Annotated in this window: 20 protein-coding genes; 8 read left to right on the top strand and 12 right to left on the bottom strand. The window is 69.3% G+C overall.

Annotated features, from left to right (window positions below; translation table 11 throughout):
* Positions 1 to 57 precede the first annotated feature (57 nt).
* The 4 genes from ACZ6YV_RS04960 to ACZ6YV_RS04945 all read left to right on the top strand — a co-directional run bounded on the left by ACZ6YV_RS04960 (position 58) and on the right by ACZ6YV_RS04945 (position 3,868).
* Positions 58 to 378: a nucleotide pyrophosphohydrolase gene (locus tag ACZ6YV_RS04960; protein WP_465508352.1), complete on the top strand. Its 321-nt coding sequence runs from the start codon at positions 58 to 60 to the stop codon at positions 376 to 378.
* 68 nt (positions 379 to 446) lie between these two features.
* On the top strand, positions 447 to 1,592 hold the full coding sequence (locus ACZ6YV_RS04955) for a hypothetical protein (protein ID WP_465508351.1): 1,146 nt from the start codon (positions 447 to 449) through the stop codon (positions 1,590 to 1,592).
* A 9-nt stretch (positions 1,593 to 1,601) separates the two neighbouring features.
* The gene (locus ACZ6YV_RS04950) at positions 1,602 to 2,228 is read left to right on the top strand and encodes a response regulator (RefSeq protein WP_020632829.1); all 627 of its coding nucleotides are present in this window, start codon (positions 1,602 to 1,604) and stop codon (positions 2,226 to 2,228) included.
* Positions 2,228 to 3,868: a hypothetical protein gene (locus tag ACZ6YV_RS04945; protein WP_465508350.1), complete on the top strand. Its 1,641-nt coding sequence runs from the start codon at positions 2,228 to 2,230 to the stop codon at positions 3,866 to 3,868. Before ACZ6YV_RS04950 ends, ACZ6YV_RS04945 begins: the two co-directional genes overlap by 1 nt.
* On the opposite strand, the gene ACZ6YV_RS04940 is transcribed toward ACZ6YV_RS04945, so the two are convergent.
* The 10 genes from ACZ6YV_RS04940 to ACZ6YV_RS04895 all read right to left on the bottom strand — a co-directional run bounded on the left by ACZ6YV_RS04940 (position 3,828) and on the right by ACZ6YV_RS04895 (position 17,654).
* Positions 3,828 to 6,020 carry a tetratricopeptide repeat protein gene (locus ACZ6YV_RS04940; RefSeq protein ID WP_465508349.1) on the bottom strand — a complete coding sequence of 731 codons (2,193 nt, stop codon included), beginning with the start codon at positions 6,018 to 6,020 and terminating at the stop codon, positions 3,828 to 3,830. The two genes, ACZ6YV_RS04945 and ACZ6YV_RS04940, sit on opposite strands and share 41 nt — an antisense overlap.
* A 73-nt stretch (positions 6,021 to 6,093) precedes the next feature.
* The gene (locus tag ACZ6YV_RS04935) at positions 6,094 to 7,359 is read right to left on the bottom strand and encodes an HAD family hydrolase (RefSeq protein ID WP_465508348.1); all 1,266 of its coding nucleotides are present in this window, start codon (positions 7,357 to 7,359) and stop codon (positions 6,094 to 6,096) included.
* A gap of 42 nt (positions 7,360 to 7,401) precedes the next feature.
* The gene (locus ACZ6YV_RS04930; RefSeq protein ID WP_465508347.1) at positions 7,402 to 8,010 is read right to left on the bottom strand and encodes a histidine phosphatase family protein; all 609 of its coding nucleotides are present in this window, start codon (positions 8,008 to 8,010) and stop codon (positions 7,402 to 7,404) included.
* A 9-nt stretch (positions 8,011 to 8,019) separates the two neighbouring features.
* The gene (locus ACZ6YV_RS04925; RefSeq protein ID WP_465508346.1) at positions 8,020 to 8,655 is read right to left on the bottom strand and encodes a class F sortase; all 636 of its coding nucleotides are present in this window, start codon (positions 8,653 to 8,655) and stop codon (positions 8,020 to 8,022) included.
* On the bottom strand, positions 8,652 to 9,200 hold the full coding sequence (locus ACZ6YV_RS04920; RefSeq protein WP_465508345.1) for an excalibur calcium-binding domain-containing protein: 549 nt from the start codon (positions 9,198 to 9,200) through the stop codon (positions 8,652 to 8,654). Before ACZ6YV_RS04920 ends, ACZ6YV_RS04925 begins: the two co-directional genes overlap by 4 nt.
* 133 nt (positions 9,201 to 9,333) lie before the next feature.
* Entirely contained in the window at positions 9,334 to 10,479 is a 1,146-nt protein-coding gene (locus ACZ6YV_RS04915) for a GAF domain-containing sensor histidine kinase (RefSeq protein WP_465508344.1), read from the bottom strand.
* A 14-nt stretch (positions 10,480 to 10,493) separates the two neighbouring features.
* Positions 10,494 to 13,745, bottom strand: coding sequence for a thiol reductant ABC exporter subunit CydD (gene cydD, locus ACZ6YV_RS04910; RefSeq protein ID WP_465508343.1), 3,252 nt, complete (start codon positions 13,743 to 13,745; stop codon positions 10,494 to 10,496).
* A complete protein-coding gene (gene cydB, locus ACZ6YV_RS04905; RefSeq protein ID WP_465508342.1) occupies positions 13,742 to 14,749 on the bottom strand; it encodes a cytochrome d ubiquinol oxidase subunit II in 1,008 nt (335 codons plus the stop codon). The genes cydD and cydB overlap by 4 nt, the downstream gene beginning before the upstream one ends.
* A 357-nt stretch (positions 14,750 to 15,106) precedes the next feature.
* Positions 15,107 to 16,618, bottom strand: coding sequence for a cytochrome ubiquinol oxidase subunit I (locus tag ACZ6YV_RS04900; protein WP_465508341.1), 1,512 nt, complete (start codon positions 16,616 to 16,618; stop codon positions 15,107 to 15,109).
* 82 nt (positions 16,619 to 16,700) lie between these two features.
* Positions 16,701 to 17,654 carry a S41 family peptidase gene (locus tag ACZ6YV_RS04895; protein WP_465508340.1) on the bottom strand — a complete coding sequence of 318 codons (954 nt, stop codon included), beginning with the start codon at positions 17,652 to 17,654 and terminating at the stop codon, positions 16,701 to 16,703.
* Between the two features lie 187 nt (positions 17,655 to 17,841).
* On the opposite strand from ACZ6YV_RS04895, the gene ACZ6YV_RS04890 reads away from it, so the two are divergent.
* On the top strand, positions 17,842 to 18,429 hold the full coding sequence (locus ACZ6YV_RS04890) for a TMEM165/GDT1 family protein (protein WP_378238803.1): 588 nt from the start codon (positions 17,842 to 17,844) through the stop codon (positions 18,427 to 18,429).
* Between the two features lie 88 nt (positions 18,430 to 18,517).
* Complete coding sequence (locus ACZ6YV_RS04885) at positions 18,518 to 19,189, top strand: DUF998 domain-containing protein (RefSeq protein WP_465508339.1); 672 nt, start codon at positions 18,518 to 18,520, stop codon at positions 19,187 to 19,189.
* Positions 19,190 to 19,193: 4 nt separating this feature from the next.
* Here ACZ6YV_RS04885 and ACZ6YV_RS04880 read toward each other — a convergent pair whose 3' ends face one another.
* Together ACZ6YV_RS04880 and ACZ6YV_RS04875 are read right to left on the bottom strand one after the other, a co-directional pair.
* Positions 19,194 to 19,835, bottom strand: coding sequence for an IclR family transcriptional regulator (locus ACZ6YV_RS04880; RefSeq protein WP_378238079.1), 642 nt, complete (start codon positions 19,833 to 19,835; stop codon positions 19,194 to 19,196).
* Positions 19,832 to 20,686 carry a hypothetical protein gene (locus ACZ6YV_RS04875; RefSeq protein WP_465508543.1) on the bottom strand — a complete coding sequence of 285 codons (855 nt, stop codon included), beginning with the start codon at positions 20,684 to 20,686 and terminating at the stop codon, positions 19,832 to 19,834. Before ACZ6YV_RS04875 ends, ACZ6YV_RS04880 begins: the two co-directional genes overlap by 4 nt.
* 85 nt (positions 20,687 to 20,771) lie before the next feature.
* Here ACZ6YV_RS04875 and ACZ6YV_RS04870 point away from each other — a divergent pair, with 85 nt between their 5' ends.
* Positions 20,772 to 21,950: a homogentisate 1,2-dioxygenase domain-containing protein gene (locus tag ACZ6YV_RS04870; protein ID WP_465508338.1), complete on the top strand. Its 1,179-nt coding sequence runs from the start codon at positions 20,772 to 20,774 to the stop codon at positions 21,948 to 21,950.
* 119 nt (positions 21,951 to 22,069) lie between these two features.
* On the top strand, positions 22,070 to 23,887 hold the full coding sequence (locus ACZ6YV_RS04865) for a substrate-binding and vWA domain-containing protein (protein ID WP_465508337.1): 1,818 nt from the start codon (positions 22,070 to 22,072) through the stop codon (positions 23,885 to 23,887).
* The last annotated feature ends 8 nt before the right edge of the window (positions 23,888 to 23,895 follow it).

The following is a 23,895-nucleotide window of genomic DNA, read 5'->3' as shown; positions in this document are numbered from 1 at the left end:
AACGCTCGTCCGCCATACGGCCGTTAGCGCACCGTGACGATCTGGTAGGCACGGCACGTGACTCTCGAGAACCTGAACCAGCGCCTCCGCGACTTCGCCGCCGCACGGGACTGGGAGCCCTTCCACACCCCGAAGAACCTCGTCATGGCACTGTCCGGCGAAGTCGGCGAGCTGACTTCGCTGTTCCAGTGGCTCACCCCGGAGGAGTCCGAGAAGTGGCGTTCCGACCCTGAGCTGGCGCACAACGTCGTCGACGAAATCGCCGACGTCACGCTGTACCTCCTCCAGCTGGCGAACAGCCTCGGGGTGGATCTGGTCGACGCGGCCAACGCCAAGATCGACCGGAACGAGCACCGGTTCCCGGCGCCCGAACGCTGAGCAGCTTTCGCATCGGCTGGACGAAACCGTGGCGATGCCGTGCGCGCTGAACGGCTACGGTTCGGGGCATGCCCGTGTCCCGTGGCCGGAAGCCCAAAAAGCACAAGAAGGCCAAGAAGCCGAAGTCTCCGCTCGCCGGCGAACCGGTGTCCTTCCCGCACTGGTTCGACGAAGCCATCGAGAACATCTTCAACAGCATCAGCGGACTGCTGGCCTGTGAGACGGCGCGCGACCTCGAACAGGCGACCTGTGCCTTGCTGGGCGCCGAACTGAAACGCGTCCTCGACGAGGAGTACGACGGTCTCGACTTCGACCTGTTCTTCGCCGCCCTCGTCGGTGACGTGTCCGTTCTGTCGAAGACTGAGCCCTCGGAAGCGCTGTGGCGGTTTCTTCACGGTCTGCTCGCGATCTCGGCACCCGGTGTCATGCCGATGCTGCGGTCCTCGATCACCCGCGTCAAAGCGGCATCGGGGCCGGCGAGCCTGTCGGAATGGCCGACCACCCTGCAGAACATCGAGGCGACCGGTGAGGTCTGGGAAACCCGCGACGTCTACGGCACCCGCCTCGCCGTGATCGCGGCCTACAGCTACCCCGGCGTCTATCTGTTCGACGTCGACATGTCCGGGCTCTGCGCCGTGGCCGACGGCGGCGTCTACGACGACGTCGAGCAAGCTTTCGCAGCGTGGCGGAAGAAGATCGGTGACGAGGCCGTCGATGCCGCGCCGCGAGCCGTGACCGACGTCGGACGGCTGATCGGCCTGGTCGGCTGCGATTTCATGGTGATCGGCGACGAATCACCGGCCGCGCTGGACAACTGGTACCGCGCGCAACGCCGGTTCGAAGACCTCGAAGCGGCACTGAAGAAGCGGAAGACGCCGCTCCCGCCGCTCCGGAGTTTCTTCGACGACGCCGACCCTGCCGAAATGGCCCGCCCGTTCGCCGCCTGGCACATCGAGCGGTACGGGAACGAGCCCGATCCGGTGATCGTCGAGGATCTCGCCGAGGAATGGATGGGCGGCCTCGTCCCGGACACCCGGTTCTCGGCGTCCCCCGACCGGATCCGCTACTACCAGGACGTGATCGGCGACTGGCGGGATCACCCTCATCGCCCCGTCGCCCAGGCGTTGCTGCCGAAGTGGGTGCGGTGGCTCGGCGAGCGGGCCGGGCTGCCGTCTCCGCTGGTGGAAGGGATGGTCGTCAAGGCGACGAAGTAACGTGGGGGTATGCCGATCCAGGTGCTGCTCATCGACGACCACGAGGTGGTGAGGCGCGGTCTGCGCGACCTCCTCACCGACGAGCCCGACATCGAGGTCGTCGCCGAGGCGAGCGGGGTCGACGAGGCCCTCGCCGTGGCGATGCACGTGGAGCCGGACGTCGCGGTGGTCGACGTGCGGCTCGGTGACGGCGACGGCATCGCGCTCTGCCGCGAACTGCGCTCGAAGGCGAACCCGCCGCAGTGCCTGATGCTGACCGCGTTCGACGACGAGGAGGCCATGGTCGGCGCGATCATGGCGGGCGCTGCCGGGTACCTGCTGAAACAGGTCCGCGGGCAGGACGTCGTCAACGCGGTCCGTGAGGTCGCGGCGGGCCGGTCGCTGCTCGACCCGCTGTCGACGGCGCGGGTGCTCGACAAGCTGCGGCATCCGCCGGAGGACGAACTCGGCTCCCTCACCGAACGCGAGCGCGAGGTGCTGGACCTGATCGGGCAGGGCATGTCCAACCGCGAGATCGCGGAACGCCTGTTCCTCGCCGAGAAGACGGTGAAGAACTACGTGACGTCCGTCCTCGCGAAGCTGGGCATGCAACGGCGCACCCAGGCCGCGGCATGGATCGCGCGCCGGGACAGGTAGTGCGCGAAAACGGCTACCCCCCCCCGTCGTTTTGGGCGAAAGTCCCGGTTGATCCCGATTTCGATCAGTGGCTCACCATCGGTGTCGAGCGCAAGGTCCTGGTCGTCGTCCGCACGGTCACGACGCTGACCAGGTTGCTGGACATCCTGTCGCTGATCGAAAACGATCGCCGCCTCCAGCTGGTCTTCACCTACGACGCGGACAGCACCGCGATCTTCGGCGCCGGTGTCCCCGAGTTCCTCGGCACGCTGCGCGCTTCCGTCGTCCCGTGGCGGCAAGCCCTCCAAAGCCGCTTCGACCTGGTGATCGCGGCGAGCGAGAACGACGACCTGCATCTCTTCGACGCGCCGATCGTCCTGGTGCCCCACGGGATCGGCTACCAGAAGTTCTACCCGCGGAGCCGGACGGTCGCCGGGATGAATCCGGCCCGGCTCGTCCGCGACGGCCGGGTCGTCCCCGCGATGGTCGCGCTCTCCCACGCCGAGCAACGCGCCCACCTGCGGGACGCGGGCCCGGAGGCGGCGGCGCGTGCGGTGATGGTCGGGGATCCGTGCCACGACCGCCTGCGCGCGGGGATCCATCGCGCGTCCGCCTACCGCGCGGCCCTCGGGGCGCCCGACCACAAGCTGGTGGTCGTCGCCTCCACCTGGGGGCCCGGTTCCCTGCTGGGGACCGTGCCCGATCTTCCGCTGCGGCTGGTGTCCGAACTCGAGTACGACGGCTATCGCTGCTGCGCCGTGCTCCATCCGGGGATCACCGCGGCCCACAGTCCTTGGCAGGTCGACGCGTGGCTCTCCGAGGCGCGGCAAGCGGGCTTGCGGGTGCTCCCGCCCGAGGCCGGTTGGCAGGCCGCGCTCACCGCCGCTTCGTGCGTCATCTCGGACTTCGGTTCGCTGGCGCTGTACGCCGCCGCCGTGGACCGGCCGGTGCTCCTGGTCGGCGACGGCGGCGAAACCATGGTTCCCGGTTCACCCATCGCAGCGCTCGCCGAACAGACCGCGCGACTCGATCCGGACGACGCGCTGGGACCGCAGATCGATCTCGCGATCCACCGGCACAGCCCCGGCGACCACGCGGCCGTCGTCAAACAGGCCGTCGGCGCCGCGGACCTTTCGGCCGGGCTGCTGCGGCCGTGGCTGTACCGGCTGATGAAGCTTCCCGAACCCGCCACCGAAGCGTCCTTCCCGCCCCACGAGGTGCCCGACGTCGAACCGCAGGAGGTCGCCACCTTCGTCGTCGGCGCGGAGGAGGACGGGCCCGCGATCAGGATCGTGCGGTTCCCGAGCACCGGCCGTCGCCACGATCTGGCGGGCAAACACCTGGTGGCGCACGAAACCCGGGCGACACTGCGGCAGCTTTCCGGCGCGGCGATCGTCTACCGCCGCCTGGAAGAGCAGGACCGGTTTCCTAGCTGGTCGGAGGAGATCCTCCGCCAGTGGCCGGACGCCGAGGTGGCCGCGGCGACGGTCGACAGGAGCACCTGTCTGGTCCGGACCCGTGACGGCGCCCGGTACGAACTGACCTTGGCGAGCACTTCGCTCGACCCGCTGATCGCCGCTTCGCTGGCTTACCTGGGCCGGTTGTCGCCGACCGAGGTGGTCAAGGTCGGCGATCGGCCGGTGACGATTCGAGTGCGGTGAAGTACCGGTCGGCGCGGGGATGGCCGATCCGCGTGGCGTCGTAGGCGAGCCGTCCCCAGACCTCGATCGCGCCGGGGTCACCTTCAGCGGTCAACAGCCGTGCCTGCAGTTCCCTGAGTTCCCAGACGTATTGGGTGGCTCGCTGGGCCGCCATCTGATTCCAGGCCGAGTCGAAGCGCGCCCGTGCTTCGGCGAATTCGCCGAGCGCCAAGTACGCGTTGGCGTAGACCATCTCGATCCGGGCTTGGTTTCGTCCCCGCGCTGTCATCGTGCCGAGGACGGCGATCGCCTCGGCCGGTTCGCCGGATTTGATCAGGACGTTCGCGAGCATCCGGGGGTGGATGGCGAGCGCGGGGCCATCGGCTTCCGCTGTGCTGAGCGCGCACGCGACCCGGAGCTGACGGACGGCCTCCGTGAGCTCTCGCGTGATTTCCGCGTTCCCGGCCTGACGGTGGGCGAGCAGGTCCGCGCGCTCCTCGTGGAAGCGTCCCCGGAATTCCGCCAGCGACGCCCGCAGCTTGCGCCATCGGCTTTCCGTGATGCCCGCCGCCGGACCGGCCAGGATCTCCGCCGCCCTGTCGAGATCCTCCAGCGCGGCCGGGAACCAGCGGGCCATGTAGCGAGCCTTGCCCCGCATCATCAAAGCCCGCGCGAGCTGCGCGGGTTTCGCGTCCGCTTCGGCGGCTTTCACCGCCCAGTCGCTGATCTCGACGAACTCGCGCCAGTACCAACGTTTGTTCACGAGCGTCTCGAAGGATCCGGCCAGCTGCAGGGTTTCCTTGTAGCGGCGGCGCAGGCAGGCGAGCTTCACCAGCTCACCGATCAGCGACCGATGCCACTCCAGCCAGTCGATGTGATCGACACGCAGTTCCCAGACCGGATTCGACGGAACGACATAAGTGCGCAGACGCTGGGGGTTCTCGCGGAAGTCCGCCGCGACAGCCGTGTCCCGGACATACCCGAGCAACCGATCGAAGCCCGCCTCCCGGTCTGCGGACAGAGTGCGCGCGTACTGGCCGACGAGGATCGTGAGCGAATACCAGTCGCCGACCTGCTGGGTCAGGCGCGCGGCGATCAGCTCGTCGAGGACCTTCGGGTCGCCGGTCATCGCCGCCGCTGTCGCCCTCGTGAAGAAGCCGCCGGGATGCTCGGCCAGCAGGGCGCAGGCCTCGACAGCGGCATCCGAAAGCCGCGCGAACGTCCGCCGCAAGGAATCCTGGATGACTCCTTCGGCATCGACGACACCCGTCGCGTGGTACTCGTCGAGTAGCGTCGCCACCGGCCGGGCTTCCCCGGCGCGACCGGCGAGGGTGACCCCGACCTCGCGGAGCGCGAAAGGCATCCGGTCGCAGAGCGCGATCAGCCTGTCAGCCTCGACGGGTTCGTCCTGCGGCCGGACCTTGCCGCAGAAATCCGTGAGCAGCTGGCGAGCGCCATCGACGTCGAGCCCCCGCAGTTCGATGGCGGTGGGATCACACGCTTTCAGCTCGCGGCTGTACACCGAGGCCGTCGCCAGCACCAGGCTGGTGCGGAACCGGGTGAACAAGGCCAGCTCGGCGGCCAGCTCGACGTCGTCCAGGATCAGCACGAACGATCGGGTGACCAGCACCGACAGGAACTGCCTGTCCAGCTGTTCGTCGTCGACCGGGATCTCGCCGTGCGGAATCCCGAACTCCTGGAGCACATACCGTTTCACCGCGGCGGCGTCGAATCCGTCGCCTTCGCGGTACCGGGCGAGCGGCACTTCGACCCGGCCCGACGGGAAGTCCTCCTGGACCCTGTCGGCGAGCTGGCGGGCGAGTTCGGTCTTACCCGAACCGCCCTGGCCGACGATCAGCTTCAGTCCGGCCCGCGGCGGGTCGGCGAGGATGGCGAGGTGGTTGCGGAAGTTCTCGATGCCCGCCGCGGCCGTCGAGGTGTCTTCCGCGTGGAGCACGGACACCGCTTCGATCAGGCGCTCCGCCCATTCCCTGTCCGCGCGGGCGGCGGCCAGCGCCCGGGAACTCAGCGCGTCCTTGCCGGATTTGCCGGTACCGAGCCGTTCCTTGAGCAGCGACACCACGTTCCGGGTCGCCGTGGAGACCGTCCCCACCGCCGAGGCGGCGGCCGCCTTCGCGGCTTCGTCGACGACGACCTGCAACAGGTCAACCACGGCCTCCCCCTCACTCAGCCAAGAACGCCACGGTAGCAGCGGGGCGACCGAGCGTCACGCATCGTGAACCCGCTCAGGGATGCACGGTGTCCCGCTGGTCCGGGATGACCGTGCCGTCGTCGCGCAGCACCGGACCGTGGGTGCCGTCGGCGTTCTCGTACGCCGTCGTCGAGCACGGGTAGGTGCGGTTCAACGCCGGGAAGGGCTCGATGAACATCGGGTTCACCGCCCACTTGCCGTCCGCGTTGTCGTAGGCGCGGCACATCAGTTCGTCCTTGTTGCGGTTGAGCGTGACGCGGACTCCGGTGGCGTCGCGCAGCATCGTGACGTCGGTGGTCGCGTCGCCGCCGGCGAGCGCCTGCCGCTTGTCCGCCGGTGCCGCTTCCATCGCCTTCGCGCCGCGGATCCCGAGGATCCTTTCGTTGATGAAGCAGCGTTTGCCGTCGATGTAGGTCATGATCTCGTCGGCGCCGTCGGCGTGGCCGCCGCAGCCTTCGAGGTGCCCGTTGATGCGGCCGTTCGTGGTCTGCGAGTAGATCCCGAGCGTGCGGCTCGGCGGGATGCCGATCGCGGAGCCCCAGACGTCGGCGAACTCCTTGGGCGAGGCGGAAACGACCCAGGTCGAGAAGCCGGCCTTGTTCAGCGTCGCGACCAGGTCCTTGATCTCGGGGTAGTACCGGATCCACGCGACCTGGGTGCTCGAACCGACCTTCTGGGTCGCCCCGATCGGGGCCAGCAGCGCCGCCGCCCTGGCCTGCCGGGCGATCGCGCGGACCTCGTCCGGCCGGTATCCGGCGTTGATCTGCGCGACCCAGGCGTAGGCCGCCTCCATGTAGCGCCGGTTGTTCCCCGCGAAGACCTCTTCGCCGATAGTCGTCTTCGCGTTCTTCCGCACCGAGAGGAGCTCGTCGGCGCAAGTGAGGTTCTTGCTGGTCGAGAGCGGTTTCCCGGCCGGGGTGGCGGTGCCGCACGCCTTGCTGAGCGCGTTCGCGCCGGCGTCGGTCATGAACCGGCTGGTCGTCCGCCAGTCCTTGTTCCTCGGCTGCAGGACCTTGTCGTGCCGGATCATCCAGAAGACGGTCTGGTCGGAGATGTCGTTCTTGATGACCGTGTTGTCCCAGTCGAACACCGCGACCGGCCGCTCGCCGTGCTTCGCGCCGCAGCGGCCGCGTTCGTCGATGACCTGCTGGATCTTCGCCGCGTTGCCGCCGTACCAGTGGTCGGCCAGCCGCAGCTGCGGGCAACGCGCTGTGACCGAAGCGGCGGACGTGCCGGGCAGCGCCACCGGTACGACCGCCACGGCGGCGGCAAGGGCCACGGCTCGCAGGAACCTCGGCATGTCATCTCCCCACGTCTTCGTCGACAGTTCGGGGAGATCCTGTCATTTTCCGGCGAGAGTCACGACCTGCCGGTTGTGAAAGTAGTCGTCCTCACGGAGCATCGTGACGCTGCCGGGTGAAGCGCGGAAGTCGACGTACCCGGCCGATTCGAGCGGCATCCGGATCCACGCCGCGATGACGAAGGTGAGCGCGCCGCCGTGCGTCACGACGATCTGGTGCGCACAGCGGCTTTCCAGGATCGACTCCATCGCCGCGTACACCCTCGCGGCCATCGCGCCCTTGGTCTCGGCGCCGGGGATCCCCTCGTCGTGCCCCAGCCGCTCGCCGACGGCGGGCGGCGGGACGAACCGGCTGTCCAGCCACTCCTGCGGCTTGCCCCCGGCTTCCCCGTACGACTTCTCGCGCAGCCGCCGGTCCAGGATCGGGGTCACGCCGAGCCGTGCGCCGATCACCTCCGCCGTCCGCGCGGTGCGGCGCAGGTCCGACGAGTACAGCTCGACGTCGTCCGGCACCTTCGCGCGCAGCGACTCGGCGACGGCGGCGGCCGCGCGCTCGCCGTCGGGTGTGAGTGCGGAGTCGAACCAGCCGCCCACCAGGCGATCGACGTGATGGGTGGCCTCCGGATGCGTGACGACGTAGACGGTGCGCATCCGGCGAATCTACGCGCGGACCAGTTTCGCGAAGGCGACGACGTTGTCGAGGTAGTTGCCTGTCGAGGAGTCGAAATCCCCGCCGCAGGTGATCAGGCGCAGCTCCGGACCGGTCGTGTCGCCGTAGACCTTCTCCGTGGGGAAGGACGTCTTCGGGTGCCGCTCGACGGCGTACACGGTGAACACCGCGGTGACCCCGTCCTCGCGGTGGACGAGGGCTTCGTCGCCGGTCTTGAGTTCCTTGAGTCTGCCGAAGATCCCGGGGACCTTCTTGTAGTCGACGTGCCCCGCGAGGACGGCGGGCCCGACCTCGCCGGGTGCCGGGCCGCCGGTGAACCAGCCGGTGGTGATCGCGTCGCGCGGGACCTGCAGGCTGCCGTCACCGGTCAGGCCGAGGTCGACGATCTCGCCGGTGCGGACCCCGATCGCCGGGATTTCGAGCTTCACCGGTTTCGCGGACGCGAGCGAAGGGGCGGTGGCGGTGGGCGAGGGCGCCACCGCGGTCACCGTGGAAGGCGCCGCCGGTGACGCGATCCTGCCCGTCGGACCGGCGGCGCACGCGGTCAGCGCGACCGCCAGCCCCACTCCGATGAACGTGCCGATGACCAGCGGAAACGGCCATCGGCACCAGGAAGGCCGGATCATCGTTCGGCACGCCGCCGGAGCAGCAGGGACGCACCCGTGGCCGACACGGCCAAGAGGGCGGCGCCGGTCAGCGCGACCACGCCGATCTCCAGGAGACCGCCGTTGGGTTCGACGGGTTCCCCGCCACCGGTCGCGACGCCGCCGACGGGCTTGACCTTCACCTGGCCGGTCCTCGCGGGTTCGCCGAACCGGGATTCGCAGGCGTATCCGTCGTGATCACCGTCGAGCTTGTGCGGATCACGCGGGTTCTTCTTGAGCTCGGCCTGTGCGGCGGCCTGCGAGGGGAAATCGGCGCAGTCCTTGTCGACGAAGGGCACGGACCGCGTTTCCGTGGTGATCGACGGAAGGCTGGGCGTACTCGTTTTCGTCGGCGTCGTTCCGCGCTGGGGAAGGTTTTCGCAAGCGATTCCGTCGAACTGGAAGCCCTCGCAGTTCTGCTCGGCGACAGCGGGCAGCTCCAGCGCGTACGCTACGGAAACCGGACCGAACATGGTGAAACCGGCGAGTATCGCGGCCGTGCCGAGGACGCGACGAACCGAGGACATGTGGGGTCCTTTCGCTGGGAATCCGCGCTCCGAGCGCGCTGATTTCCTTTACAATCGTGTGGTGGCCCCGGTCGTTACGGATTAATCCGAAAACCCGAATCGTCACTCGAATGAACGCAAAAGACCGTTAATTTCACACGGCTTGATCGAGTGGAACGTCGAAAGCGACCAAAGTCCCCAGGCTCGGCGACGAATTGATCGAAAAACGCCCGCCGGACGTCGTCGCGCGTTCGGAGAGATGGCGGAGACCGCGTTTCGCGACCCCTTGCGGCACACCGGATCCGTTGTCCCGCACGCGAAGTTTGACGCCTTCCTCGTCACGGCTGAGCGTCACGCGGGTTTCGCTCGCCCCGGAATGTCTGACCACATTGGACAGTGCCTCGCGGAGCGCGGCGCGGATGTGGTCCGCCTGCTCGGCGGGGATGTCGGCGAGCTCTCCCGACAGTTCGAGGGTCGGCGGGTAGCCGAGCAGCTCGCCCGCGATGCGCACCTCGCCCCGCGCGGACTCGGCGAGGTCGGTGGCGGTGACGGTCTCGTTCGCGGGTTCCGGGCTGCGCAGGGCGCGCACGGTGCCGCGGATCTCCTCGATGGTCTGGTCGAGCTGGTCGATCGCCTCGGACAGCCGCGCGCCGTCGGCCTGCGCGAACCGTTTCCGCATGTTCTTGCGGACCCGGTCGAGCTGCATCCCGGCACCGTAGAGCCGCTGGACGATGACGTCGTGGAGTTCGCGCGCTATCCGTTCGCGCTCTTGGTAAAGCGTCACGCGGTGCCGGGCGTTGGCGCCTTCCGCCAAGGCGAGCACCACGCCCGCCTGCGCCGCGAAGGCGGTGAGCACCTCGACAGTGCTGGCGGAGAACGGAGCCCCGCCATGGCGGCGGTAGACGGTGAGCGCGCCCAGGACGCGCCCGCCCGCGCCGAACGCCGACGCCGCGAATGGCCCGAAGCCCCGAAGCTCCGGCGGAACGAACGGCGCCGTGCGGGGATCGACGGTGAAATCCTCGCTGACGACGGGTTCCCCGCCCCGGGCGACCTGTCCGGCCGCGGAATCGGCGGCGAAGGCCAGCCCGCGCAGACCTGGGGTGGTATCCCCGTGCACGGCCTCGACGACCACCTGTCCGTCGTCCGCGCGCACCATGACGAGACCGAGGTCGGCCTCGGCCAGTTCGACGGCGCGGGCGACCACGGTCTCCAGCAGGTCGCCCGGGTCGTCGCCGGACAGGGCGGTGCCGGTGATCTCGGTGGCTGCGGACAAGGCGCGCGCGGCAAGCGTGGGATCCATGAGTGCTGCCGACATTAGTCCGCTCCGGCCAGTGCTCGCGTGGTGACGCGGCCCTCTCGGACCTCCAGGATCACGTCGGCTCCGGCGGCTTCGGCGGCGTTGTGCGTGACGTGGACGACGGTTTTCCCGGCGAGCGCCTCGACGAGCCGTTCGCGGACGGCCCTCGCCGTCGGTTCGTCGAGATGCGCTGTCGGTTCGTCGAGCAGGACGAGATCGGCGTGCGCGGCGCCGAGCACGGCCCGCGCCAGCGCGACCCGCTGCGCCTGCCCGCCCGACAGTCCGGCACCCGCGCTGTCGAGCATCGTGGTGAGCTCGACGTCTTCGAGAACGGCCTGGTACAAGGCTTTCCGCAGGTCGTCCTCGGACGCCGTCGGCCGCGCGAGGCGCAGGTTCTCGGCGACGGTGGTCGAGACGAGCATCGGCTCCTGCGGCGCCCACGCGACGTTCTCGGGAGCGGCGACGTCACCCTTGCTCGGCTTGAGGAAACCGAGCAGGGCCGCGACGAGCGTCGACTTCCCGGCGCCGCTCGGGCCGATGACGGCGACGTGCGTCCCGGGCGCGATGTCGAGGTCGACACCGGTGAGGACCGGGTGCGCCGTGCCGGGCCAGCCGAGGTCGGCGTTCCGGATCCGCACCCCGCCGGTGTCATGAAAGGGTCGTTCCTGACGTTTTTCGTCCTGAACGACCCTTTCATGACACGCGGCGAGGCGCAGACGGGCCTGGCGCAGGGTGTCCCAGTGCTGCGCGGCGGGCGGAAGAAGGGAGAGGACTTCCGCCAGCGCGAGCGGCACCAGGGCGACCACCGGCGCGAGAACCGGGTCCAGCGCGCCGGCGGCGACGGCGCGCACGGCGAACCCGGTGCTCACGACGGTGGCGGCCCCCGTCGCCAGGATGATCAGGGCCTCGGCCGCGCCGGCGCCGAAAGCCTGTCGTCGCGCTTCGGCGGTCAGCGCGGCGTCGGCCGTGGCGATCCGTCGACGTCGCTCCTTGTCGGCCCCGTACGCGATCAGCTCGGCCGCCGCTTCGAACAGGCCCAGCACCTGCGCCGACACCGAACGCCGTCCGGCAGCCAGGGCGCTGGTCGCGCGGCGTTCCGCCCGGAGCGCGAGCAGCGGCGCGAACGCGCTCACCACGACGGCCACGGCCAGCGCGAGTCCGGCTTCGGGCAGCACCGAGGCTTGGACCGCGACAGCGCCCGCGGCCACCATCGCGACCACGATCAGCGGCGTGATCACCCGGGGCAGCAGATCGCGCACGGTGTCGGTGTCGCCGACCAGCCGTCGCTGCTCCTCCCCGGCCCGAAGCGCCCGTGCCGGCCCGAGCCGCACCAGCGACTCCCACAGCCGGACCCGCAGGCTCCCGGCGATCCGGAACGCGGCGTCGTGCGTGACCAGCCGTTCGAGGTAGCGCAGGCCCGCGCGGCCGAGGCCGAACGTCCGCACGCCGACGATCATCACCGTCAGGGTCAGGATCGGCGGCTGCTGCGACGCCTTGGCGATCAGCCAGCCCGAAAGGGCGGTCAGCGCGACCCCGGCGAGCAAGGCTGCGGCACCGAGCAGCGCCCCGCCGAAGAACCTCGGCTGCAGCAGGTCGCGCCACGGGACCGGCCTGGTCGCCGTCCGCTCCTCCGTCGTGACGACTTCCTTCACCGTGTCGGCCGACATGTCGACACCGGAAGTGCGTTCGTGCGCGGCGATGATCGCGGCGGCGCCGTTGTCGACGGCCTTGCGGACAGCGGCCATGACGAGTCCGGCGTTGACCTCGTCGAGGTGGGCGGTGGGCTCGTCGAGCAGGAGCAGCCACGCGCCCGACCGAACTCGCACCAGCGCCCGCGCGACCGCGACACGTTGGCGTTGTCCCTGCGACAGCTTCGAAACCGGCCGTTCGGCCAGTCCAGCGAGCCCGAGTTCGCCGAGGATGTCTTCGGCGCCGGCCTCGTCGCGGACCGTGCCCCCGCCGAAGACCGGCGACTGCGGCACCCAGGCGACGCTCTCGCGCCAGCGCTCCAGATCGGCGTCGGCGAGCCTGGTGCCGCCGACGGTGATCGACCCGTCGTGGACCTGCACGAAACCGAGCAGCGCGGCGAGCGTCGTCGACTTGCCGCCGCCGCTGGGCGCGCGCAGCCAGGTCATCTCACCAGGCCGGACGGAGAACGTCTCGCCGTCCGGAGCGAATCCGCCGCGCCTTGCGACGCGCAGCCCGCCGACGTGGACCTCGCCCTTGGCCGGCGTCTCGGAACCGTTGGGCGGCAAGGGCTCCGCGAGCACGTCCGCGACCCGGCGCACGGCCTCGACGCCGTCTTCGCTGGCGTGGAACGCGGCGCCGACCGCGCGCAGCGGCTGGTAGCACTCCGGTACGAGGATCAGGACGCCGAGCCCGATGGCCAGCGGTAAGTCGCCGGAGACCAGCCGGACCCCGATGACGACCGCGACCAGCGCGACCGAAAGCGTCGCGATCAGTTCCAGCGCGAACGCCGACGCGAACGCGACCTTCAGGGTCTTGAGCGTCGCGCGGCGATGACGTTCGGAGATCTTCCGCACCGTCTCGGCCTGCGCCTCGGCGCGGCGGAAGGCGCTGAGGATCGGGAGCGCGCGGACGAGTTCCAGCAGATGTCCCGACAACCGTTGTTCGGCGTCGGCGGCCTCGGCGACCCGCTCGGCGGTGTGTTTGCCGATCAGGATGGCGAACAGCGGCACCAGCGGCACGGTGATCACGACGAGCGCGGCCGACGGCCAGTCGGCGAACAGGATCGCGGCACCGGCGGCGAGGGGCACGATCGCGGCGGTCACCAGCGCCGGGAGGTACTGGGTGAAGTAGGCGTCGAGCGCGTCCAGCCCCTTGGTGGTCAACGATGTCAGCTCGCCGTGACCGCGGCGCGCGATCCACTCCGGGCCGAGTTTCAAAGCGTGGTCGAGGGCCTTGGCGCGCAGTTCCTCCTTCGCGCGGGCTGCCGCGCGAGCGGAGACGACCCGCACCGCCCAGCCGGTCAACGCGCGCCCTGCGACGAGCGCGAGCAGCACGGACAGTCCGGCGGTGCGGTCCCCCATGGTTCCGCGGACGACCGCGGAGAGGACGTCGGCCAGCAGGAACGCTTGTCCCACCAGCAGTACGGCGTTGACGAAGGACAGGATGGCGCTGAGGATCAACGCCCGGCGCGCCGTTGCCGAAAGCGGAGCGAGCGCGCCGAGCGGACCCTTTCCCGGTCGCGCTGGGTCCATTGTGGACTCCGTGGCGGAAAGGGTGTCGCGGCCGGGAAGTTCGGTCATGGTGCGTGCACCGGCGGGATGTGCCGGGTGCCGATGCGCTTGCGGAACACCCAGTACGTCCAGCCTTGGTAGATCAGGACGGCGGGGGCGCCGAAGAGCGCGACCCAGGTCATCACGGTCAACGTGTACGGGCTCGACGCCTCGCCCGCGATGGTGAGCGTGTTCGCCGGGTCCAAGGTGGACGGAAGGACGTTCGGGTACAGCGCGACGAAGATCGCGACAGCCGAGGCGGCGATGACCCCGCCGAGCGCGGCGAACGCCTGCCCTTCCCGGCCCGCGCGGATCCGGAACCACGCGACGGCGGCCGAGACGACGGCGATGCCGATGAGCAGCAGCGTCCAGAGATCACCCGAGCGCAGTTGCACGACGATGAGGAACGCGAGCAACGGCAGGAGCGCGACCGGGAGCAGGCGTGTGGCCAGCTTCCGCGCGCGGTGCCGGAGGCCGCCCTCGGTCTTGAGGGCGAGGAACGCGGCGCCGTGGACCAGCGAGAATCCGACGACGGCGAGCGCGCCGAGCAGCGTTTCGAAGCGGACGGCGGCGAACGCGCCGCCGACCCGGTTGCCGTCGGCGTCGAGCGGGAGGCCGAGGACGGTGGTCGCGAGGAGCAGGCCGACACCGAACGGCGGGATCCACGAGCCGATCCCGATGACGCGGTCCCAGTTGCGGCGCCAACGGTCGGTGTCGACCTTGCCGCGGTATTCGAACGCGACGCCGCGGCCGATGAGCGCGAGCAGGACGACCAGGAGCGGCAGGTACGCGGCCGAGAACAGCGACGCGTACCAGCCGGGGAAGGCGGCGAACATCGCGCCGCCGGCGACGATCAGCCAGACCTCGTTGCCGTCCCAGACCGGGCCGATCGTGTTGACCATGACGCGGCGCTCGGTGTTGTCCTTCGCGAGCGCGGGCATGAGCATGCCGACGCCGAAGTCGAACCCTTCGAGGAAGAGGTAGCCGAGCCAGAACAGGGCGATGACGCAGAACCAGACCGTTTCGAGGGTCATCGGGCGCTCCCTTTCGTGGACCTCGCGGGCCTCGTGGGCCTCGTGGGCTGAAGGACGCTTTCGCCACATGCGACGCGGTGAAGGGCCCCTTCAGCCCTCCCTGCCCGCTTCCGGGTCGCCAGCCCGGTCACGTACCCGCTCCGGACGTTGCGAAAGTGGCTTTCGCAACGCACCGCTACCACGCCGGCCCGCCCGATCCGACGCTTCCACCCCTGCTCGCCCTGAGTTATCCACAACCACCCGAGTTGTCCACAGATTGGCTGTGGGTAACCCACCCGAGCGATACCCCCGATACGCTGGGTGCGGGGCCGTCCCCCGGGAAGGGCGGGGGGCTGGGTAAGTGACGTCAAGAGGCGATCAGTAGGCGAAGGCCAGCGCGTCGTCATCGCCGTCACCGCCTTCGGAATCGCTGTTCTTGCTGGTCGAGGTCGGTTTTTGGGGTGGCATGACGGCGTCGACGCCGCCGCGCACGTACTTGCGCATCAGGAAGACCTCGACAACGCCGAGAGCCGCGTAAACGGTCGTCAGAGCGATCAGCGACGTCCAGACCTCGCCTGTGGACAACTTCGAGACCGCCTGCGCGGTGAACATCCACACCCCGTCGACACCGGTCGGGTTCGGCACCACCACGAAGGGCTGGCGGCCCATCTCGGTGAAGATCCAGCCGGCGCTGTTGCCGATGAACGGCGTCGCGATCCCGCCGAGCACGAGCCACGGGAACCAGCGTTGCCCGGGGATCCGTCCTCGCCTGGTCAGCCACAGCGCGAGCAGGCCGATCCCGGCCGAGATCGCGCCGAAGCCGATCATCGCGCGGAAACCCCAGTAGGTCACCGGCAGGTTCGGCACGTAGTCGATCGGCTTGCCCGCGAGCGAACCGAGCTGCGGGTCGTCCGGGTAGTTCGTGCCGTATTTCGCCTGGTACTCGGTCACCAGGTTCTCGACGCCCTTGACCTCGGTCGAGAAGTCGTTGTGCGCCAAGAACGAGAGCAACGCGGGCACGTTGAACGTCTTGACGTCCTCACAGTTCGAGCCGCTCACGTCCCCGATCGCGATGATCGAGAAGCTCGCCGGTTTCTCCGTGTGACACAACGCTTCCGCCGACGCCATCTTCATCGGCTGCTGCTCGAACATCAGCTTGCCCTGCATGTCGCCGGTGATCGCCAGCACCGCGAAAGCCACCACGCCGGTCCAGCCGCCGAGACGCAACGACGAACGCCACACCGCGCGGTGCTCGTCGTCCTCCGAACGCTTGCGCCACAACTGCCAGCCCGCGACACCGACCAGGAACGCAGCCGCCACCGAGAAGGCGCCCGCGAGCGTGTGCGGGATAGCGGCCAGCGCGGTGTTGTTCGTCAGCACCGCCCAGATCGAGTTCATCGTCGGCTTCCCGTCGACGAACTCGACCCCGACCGGATGCTGCATCCACGAGTTCGCCGCCAGGATGAAGTAGGCGGACGCCACGGTCGCCAGCGAGTACGCCCACGCGCACGCCAGGTGGACCTTCTTCGGCAGCTTGTCCCAGCCGAAGATCCACAACCCCAGGAAGGTCGACTCGACGAAGAACGCGACGAGCCCTTCCATCGCCAGTGGCGCGCCGAACACGTCACCGACGAACCGTGAGTACGCGCTCCAGTTCATCCCGAACTGGAACTCCTGCACGATCCCGGTGACCACGCCCATCGCGAAGTTGACCAGCAGGAGTTTCCCCCAGAACTTGGTCATCTTCAGATAGCGCCGGTCACCCGTGCGGACCCAGGCCGTCTGCATCCCGGCGACCAGGACCGAAAGCCCGATGGTCAGCGGGACCATCAGGAAGTGATAGACGGTGGTTATGCCGAACTGCCACCTAGCGAGATCGAGAACCTCCACGCCTCAAGCCTGCTCAACGCCCGGTGAGCCCGCCAGTTCAAGTGGTCCCGTTCTCGGCAGGACGTAGGTCCCAGGCCCTGGTTCAGCCGAGACTGGCGAGTGTGAGCCTGGCCTCGTCGGCGACCTGCCGCCGCACACCCGAATCCCCCAGTGTCAGCACGTGGTCCAGCGCCAACGCGTACGCGGCGTCGAAAGCGGCCTCGACGTCGGCGGCGATATCGGGCTGGACCCCGACGCCTTCCCAGTTGGTCCCCGTGACCGGGTTCACGGCCCGTCCACCCGGGACGGTGACATCCAAATGGGTGTCCACTTTGTACTGTTGCCGCGGGTTCGCCCCGCCACCGGTGACCGCGCCGACCGTCTTCGCCCGCCCCAGCTGCTGCAACGAGTAGCTCAGGTCCTCGGCACCGGAGAACGTCGTCGGACCGGTCAGCACCCACACCGGCTTGTCCGCCCCGAACTTGCGGCCCGGGACGTACGGCAGCGTCCAGAACTGGTTCGTCACGTCGCCGTCGCGCAGGTAAATGCTGTTGTAGTGCGTTGGCTCGCCGACCAGGTAGCTGATCAGCAGCGCGACCGCCATCGGGTCGCCGCCCCGGTTCTCCCGGACGTCGATGATCAGCGCGTCGGTGGTCGCGAGCAGTGTCATCGCCGCGGCCAGCGCCTCACCGGCGATGTCCGGCCCGTAGAGCAGCTTCGTCTCCAGGTAGCCGACGTTCCCGGGCAGTCGCCGCGCCGCCGCGATGCCGTGCCCGTTCAGTTCCGCCTCGCGCCGGAACTGCTCGGGATCGAAGGACTGGCCGTCCACCTCGGGCAGCGGGTCGACATGGTGGCGCAGCCGCAGATGCTTGTCCCCGTTGACCGACTGCAGGTCCTGGGTGACCGCGACGGCGAACGCCTGGTCGTCCAGCCCCGCGTAAGCGCCGTCGCCCAGCCTCGCCCGCAGGAACACCGTCAGCTTCTCGGCGACGTCGGGGAACACGTAGTGGTCCTTCAGCCGCCTGCACACGTCCTCGATCCGCGCTCTCTCGTCCATGTTCGCGGACGCTACCAGCGCGCCGGAAAAAAGAATTCGGTTCGCCGAAACCTCCTTTGTGCCCGGCCTGGAAAAACAATTCGCCCCGGCCTGCCGTGCGATTCGGAAATGCGATCAGCTTGCCTTTATCTGAATCACCCCTTTATCGTTGCAGTGAAAGGGGTGGCAAATCATCATGTCTGACTCGATGCTGGCGCTGATCAGCGCGTTCGGCCTGGTACTGGCCGTGGAGCTGCCGGACAAGACCCTCGTCGCCACCCTGGTTCTCACCACCCGTTTCCGCGCCTGGCCGGTATTCGCCGGGGTCACCGCGGCCTTCGCGGTGCAATGCGCGATCGCCGCCATCTTCGGCAGTGTGCTCACTTTGCTTCCGGGGACGCTGGTGACCGCGATCGTCGCCACGATGTTCGGTATCGGCGCGTACATGCTCCTTCGCGAAGGGTTCAGTCCCGGCCAGGATGGCGGCGAAGACGCGTCGCGCTCCGGAGTGGGTCCCGCGACCTTCCTCCGCTCCGCGCTGACGTCGTTCGGCGTGCTGTTCGCCGCGGAGTGGGGTGACGCCTCACAGCTCGCGACGGCCAGTCTCACGGCCCGCTTCGGCAACCCGTTCGCGGTCGCGCTCGGCTCCTTCGTCGCGCTGGTCGCCGTCGCCGGGCTCGCCGTCTTCATCGGCGCGAAGGTCCGGAGCCGGATCCGCCCGAAGCTCATCCAGCGGGTGGCGGGCTTCGTCTTCGCCGGGTTCTCGCTGTTCGCGCTGGCCCAGCTCGCCTTCTGAGGCGCACGGCTTTTTCACAGGTTCGCCGGGTAACCTTTCGGGAACGAAAAGGTGAACACCCGCCCCGACGTGCCTGGAGAAACCGGTCGTGACCTCGCCCAAGATCCTCACGGCCCGTGCCGTCTCCCCACTGCACGGCAGGCTCGCGATCTTGGGCATGGCCGTCGCCGTCGCCATCTCGATCGACCTGCACCTGAGGCTGTCCAGCCAGGTCAGCCCGATCTGGCAGACGCTGTCGGAGTACGTCTACGGCTATCTCTCGCCCGGTTCGACGGCGGCGCCGCTGTTCGGCGCGATGTGCCTGGCGCTGGGGTTCGGCTCGCTCGCCCTGCTCGGCGGTATCGCGAAGGCGCACCGCAGCGGGTACGAATCCGTGCTCGTCCTGCTCGGGGTGTGGTGCGCCGGGCTGTTCGTCCTCGCGCTGGTCCCCGTCGACCCCGAGGGCCAGGCCCGGTCGCTGGCCGGGCAGATCCACAACTACGCCGCGCTGACGGCCTTCCTCGCGCTTCCCGCCGCCGCCTGGGTGCTGACTCGCCCCGGCCGGGCGCGCTGCCCGTGGGAGCCGCGCCGCACGACGATCCGGCGGCTTTCGGTGGCCAGTTTCGCCGCCGTGGTGATCGTGCTCGGCGGGTTCGTCTGGACGATGCTCACCGGGCCGTCGCACCAGGAGGTCACGCTCGGGCTGTTCGAGCGGCTGCTGTTCGCCGTCGACCTCACCCTGCTGGCGACCATGGTGCGCCCGCTGCTCAGCACCCGCTGAGGCGCTACTCGGGCTGCTTCAGCACCTCGGCCAGCCTGGCGGCGGCCCCCACGACAGCGGGGCCGACCACAGAGGCGTCCAGCGGCTCCAGTGACACGACGCCGAGGCTGGCCTTCAAACCAGGCACCCCGCGCACGGGCGCGGCGACCCCGGACGCGCCCGCCTCCAGTTCCCCGGACGAGACCACCCAGCCTTCGCCGCCGCCGGGGCGCAGCGTCATCGCCTTGCCCGCCGCGCCGGAGGACAGCGGATGGCGTGTGCCGACCCGGTACGCGACGTGGAAGCTCGTCCAGGACGGCTCGACGACCGCGACGGCCTGCGCCTGGTCTCCCTGCGCGACCGACAGGTGCGCCGTCGCGCCGACCTTCTCCGCCAGCTCCCGCAGGACCGGCCTGGCCGCCTCGCGCAGCTGCGGCAGGACCTGCCCGGCGAGCCGGAGCAGGCCGACGCCCAGCCGCACCTTGTTCCCGTCGCGCCACACCAGGCCGCGTTCGGACAGCGGGACGAGCAGCCGGTAGACGGCGGCCCGGCTCGCGCCGATGGCGACGGCGAGCTCGGAGATCGTCGCCGCCTCACCACCGGCGTCCGCCACGGCCTGCAGCAGCGCCAGACCTCTGTCCAGGGTCAGCGACCCTTCGCGGGTCACAGCAACCCCAGTTCTCCCAGGTCGGCGACGGGCTCGTCGAACGAGGCCGCCGCGTAGGACGCGAAGAGCCCGCGAACGGCCTTCGCGGCCGGCTCCGACATCCCCTTGGCTTCGTCGGCCAGCGCGTCGCTGTCGGTCGACTCCAGGGCGGCGCGCACGTCGCCGCCCGAGAGGCAGCGTGCCGACGCGACGATGAGGTTCAAAAAGCCGTGGTGGGTGAAGCCGCTGGTCTCGTCCGTGTGGCGGACGGCGCGGTGCAGGCTGTTCGTCGCCTTGAACGACGCCCCTGACGAGCCGCTGACCACCGCGAGGAAGTCGGCGACCTCGTCGACGCTGGGGAAGTTCTCGCCCGCCTTGCCGCCGCAGCGGATCTTCGGCCAGCTGCCGTGCTCGATCACCTTCCGCACGCCGTCCAGCCAGCCGACGCCGCGCCGCGGCTCGACGACGCGGATGACGTCCTCGGGCACGAACTCGGAGACGCGCTCCAGCCAGACCTCGTCGACGTCCGACGGCGCCGGCATCTCCACCATCCGCAGCGCGAGGATCTCGCTGCGCGACTCGACGATCGAGATCGCCTTCGGAACCCCGCCGAGGCCGGTGTCGATGATCAGCGACAGCGGCAGCGGTTCCTTGGGTTTGATCTTGATGAGTTCGGTGATGAGCTCGGGCAGCCTCGACGCCTGGCACAGGAACACACCGAGGACGCCGGAGTGCTCACCGGACCTCGACGCGAAGTGCGCACGCAGCGCTTCGGGCATGGACGCCTCGCCGGGCGGGAACAACGCCGAGTCGTCGACGAGCCGCGCGAACAGGGGAGGAATTCCTCGGGGGCCGGGTGGCGTGAGTTCCACAGCGCTTGACACGACTGACACGCTAGTAGCGTACGACATCAGGACAAAATCGTTCGCACAACGGACACGTTCCGGGGAGATTCCGATGCCTTACTACCGGCAGGTAGGCGAGATCCCGCACAAGCGCCACACGGCGTTCCGCAAGCCCGACGGGGGCCTGTACGCCGAGGAACTGATGGGTGTCGAGGGCTTCTCGGCGGACTCGGCCCTGCTCTATCACCGCGGCCTGCCCACCGCGATCGTCGACGCCGTCGCGATCGAGGACGAGCGTGGCCCGATCGCCCCGAACCACCCGCTCAAGCCCCGCGCGTTCAAGACCCACGACCTCGAGTTCGGCGACGCCGACGCGGTCACCGACCGGCGTCGGTTGTTCGGCAACGCCGATGTCACCATCGGCTTCGTCCACGCGACGCGCCCTTCGCCGCTGTACCGCAACGCGGCGGGCGACGAGCTCTTCTACGTCCAGGGCGGCAGCGCGACCGTCGAGACGATCTACGGCTCGCTGGAGATCGGCGACGGCGACTACCTCGTCATCCCGACGTCGTGCACCTATCGCGTGCTCCCGCACGACGACGGCGGCGGGGTCAAGCTGCTGACCATCGAGGCGCGCGGCCACATCGGCCCGCCGAAGCGGTACCTGTCGGCGAAGGGCCAGTTCCTGGAGCACTCGCCGTACTGCGAACGCGACATCCGCGGCCCGTCGGAGCCGCTGGTCGTCGACGGCACCGACGTCGAGGTCCTCGTGCGGCACCGCTCCGGGCTGACGCGCTACACCTACGCGACGCACCCGTTCGACGTCGTCGGCTGGGACGGCTGCCTGTACCCGTGGGTGTTCAACATCGACGACTTCGAGCCGATCACCGGCCGCGTGCACCAGCCGCCGCCCGTGCACCAGACGTTCGAGGGGCCGAACTTCGTGGTCTGCTCGTTCTGCCCGCGCAAGGTCGATTACCACCCCGAGTCGATCCCGGTGCCGTACAACCACGCGAACGTCGACTCCGACGAGCTGATGTTCTACGTCCGTGGGAACTACGAGGCGCGCAAGGGTTCCGGGATCGAGGTCGGCTCGCTTTCGCTGCACCCGTCCGGCTTCACGCACGGGCCGCAGCCCGGGGCTGCGGAGGCGTCGATCGGGGCCCAGTTCTTCGACGAGACCGCTGTCATGGTGGACACCTTCGCGCCGCTGGACCTTGGCGAGGCGGCCGACGCTTCGGAGGATCCGGGCTACGCGTGGACCTGGTCCGGCCGGGGCCCGGGAGCTTGATTTCCCTCGTCGCGGCCGTGGCGGGATAACTACCGCCACGGCCGCAACGGTTCGGCAACGCCGACCCTGCCGAGGCGAAACCTCCGGATAATCGGTGTTCCCACCGGCGGAGGTTCTCCATGGTCGTGAATCCTCAGCAGTCCCGCGGCGGCCGCAAGGTCCTGGCGTTCGTGGCCGCGGCGGTGGTCGCCATCGGCCTGATCATCGGGTTGCGCGCGATCACGAGCGACTCCGGCGAGGAGGCCGCGGAAGCGAAGTGCACGACGGGCGACGCGGTCAAGCTGCAGGTGTCGTCGTCACCGGAGAAGGCCGGGGTGGTCACCGAGATCGCCAAGGGCTACAGCGGCCGCACGGTGGCCGGACGCTGCGTCGACGTGCTCGTGCAGTCGAAGTCCTCCGGAACCGCGATGCAGGCGCTGTCCCGCGGCTGGAACGAGGCGGTGGACGGCCCGCGGCCGGACGTCTGGACGCCCGCCGCGTCCGGCTGGGTGAACCTGCTGCGCCAGAACCTCACCGGCACCGACCACCCCGCGCTGGTGCCCGAGGGCGACCCGGAATCGGTCGCGAACGCGCCGCTGGTCGTCGCCATGCCGAAACCGATGGCCGAGGCGCTCGGCTGGCCGGGCAAGGGCATCGGCTGGAAGGACCTCGCCGCGCTCGCCACGGATCCGCAGGGCTGGGCGAAGTACGGCCACCCGGAGTGGGGGAAGTTCCGGCTGGGCAAGACGAATCCGAACATCTCGACGTCCGGCCTCAACGCCACCATCGGCGCCTACTACGCGGCGACGGGCACGTCTTCGGACCTCACCGCGAACGCGCTCGCGAAGCCGGAGGCGCGCACGTTCGTGCAGAACGTCGAGCAGGCCATCGTCCACTACGGCGACAACACGCTGACGTTCCTGACGAACCTGCAGAAGGCCGACGATCGCGGTGCCGCGCTGTCGTACATCTCGGCGGTGACGGTCGAGGAGAACTCGCTCGTCGGCTACAACCAGGGCAATCCCACCAACGACCCGGCGAAACGCGGCCAGCACGCGCCGCCGAAGGTGCCGCTCGTCGGGATCTACCCGAGCGACGGCACGCTCAACTCCGATCACCCGTTCACCGTGCTGAACTGGGCCGACGACCTCCACAAGCAGGTCGCGGCGGATTTCCTCGCGCATCTGCGCGGCGCCGAGGCGCAGCAGAAGTTCAGCGACATCGGCTTCCGCACGTTCGACGGGAAGCCCGGCTCGCAGACCACGACGGAGAACGGCGCCCAGCCGGACGCGAAGCTCAACCTGATCCGCCCGCCGAGCCCGCCGGTGCTGACCGAGGTGCTGAAGTCGTGGAAGGACCTGCGGAAGAAGGCGAACGTGCTGCTGGTCGTCGACGTCTCCGGTTCGATGGGCGACGGGGTCAGCGGGACAGGGAAGAACAAGATGGATCTCGCGAAACAGGCTGCCGTGGCGTCGTTGCCGCAGTTCAGCGACGCGGACAAGGTCGGGCTGTGGATGTTCTCGACGAAACTGAACGGCGACAAGGACTACTTCGAACTCCGGCCGGTTTCGCCGATCGGCGGTGAACCGGGCAGGCAGGAGCTGGCGTCGCGGCTGAACGGGCTGACCCCGCAGAACGGGACCGGGCTCTACGATTCGTCGCTCGCGGCCTACGAGTACATGAAGCAGCACCTGGACCCGAACGCGATCAACGCCGTCGTCGTGCTCACGGACGGCCGCAACGAGGATCCGGGCGGGATCGATCTGCCGAACCTCGTCGGGCAGTTGCGGACCGAGGGCGGCGGTGAGGCGGTGCGGATGTTCACCATCGCCTACGGCTCCGACGCGGATCTGAACGTGCTCAAGGAGATCGCCGAGACCACTCAGGGCGTGGGGTACGACTCATCCAAACCGGACTCGATCGACCAGGTCTTCACCGCCGTGATCTCGAATTTCTGAGATCCTCG

Source organism: Amycolatopsis sp. NPDC102522 (assembly GCF_055584485.1).
The sequence above is the reverse complement of the archived record's forward strand: the minus strand, read 5'-3'. Positions and strand labels throughout refer to the sequence as shown.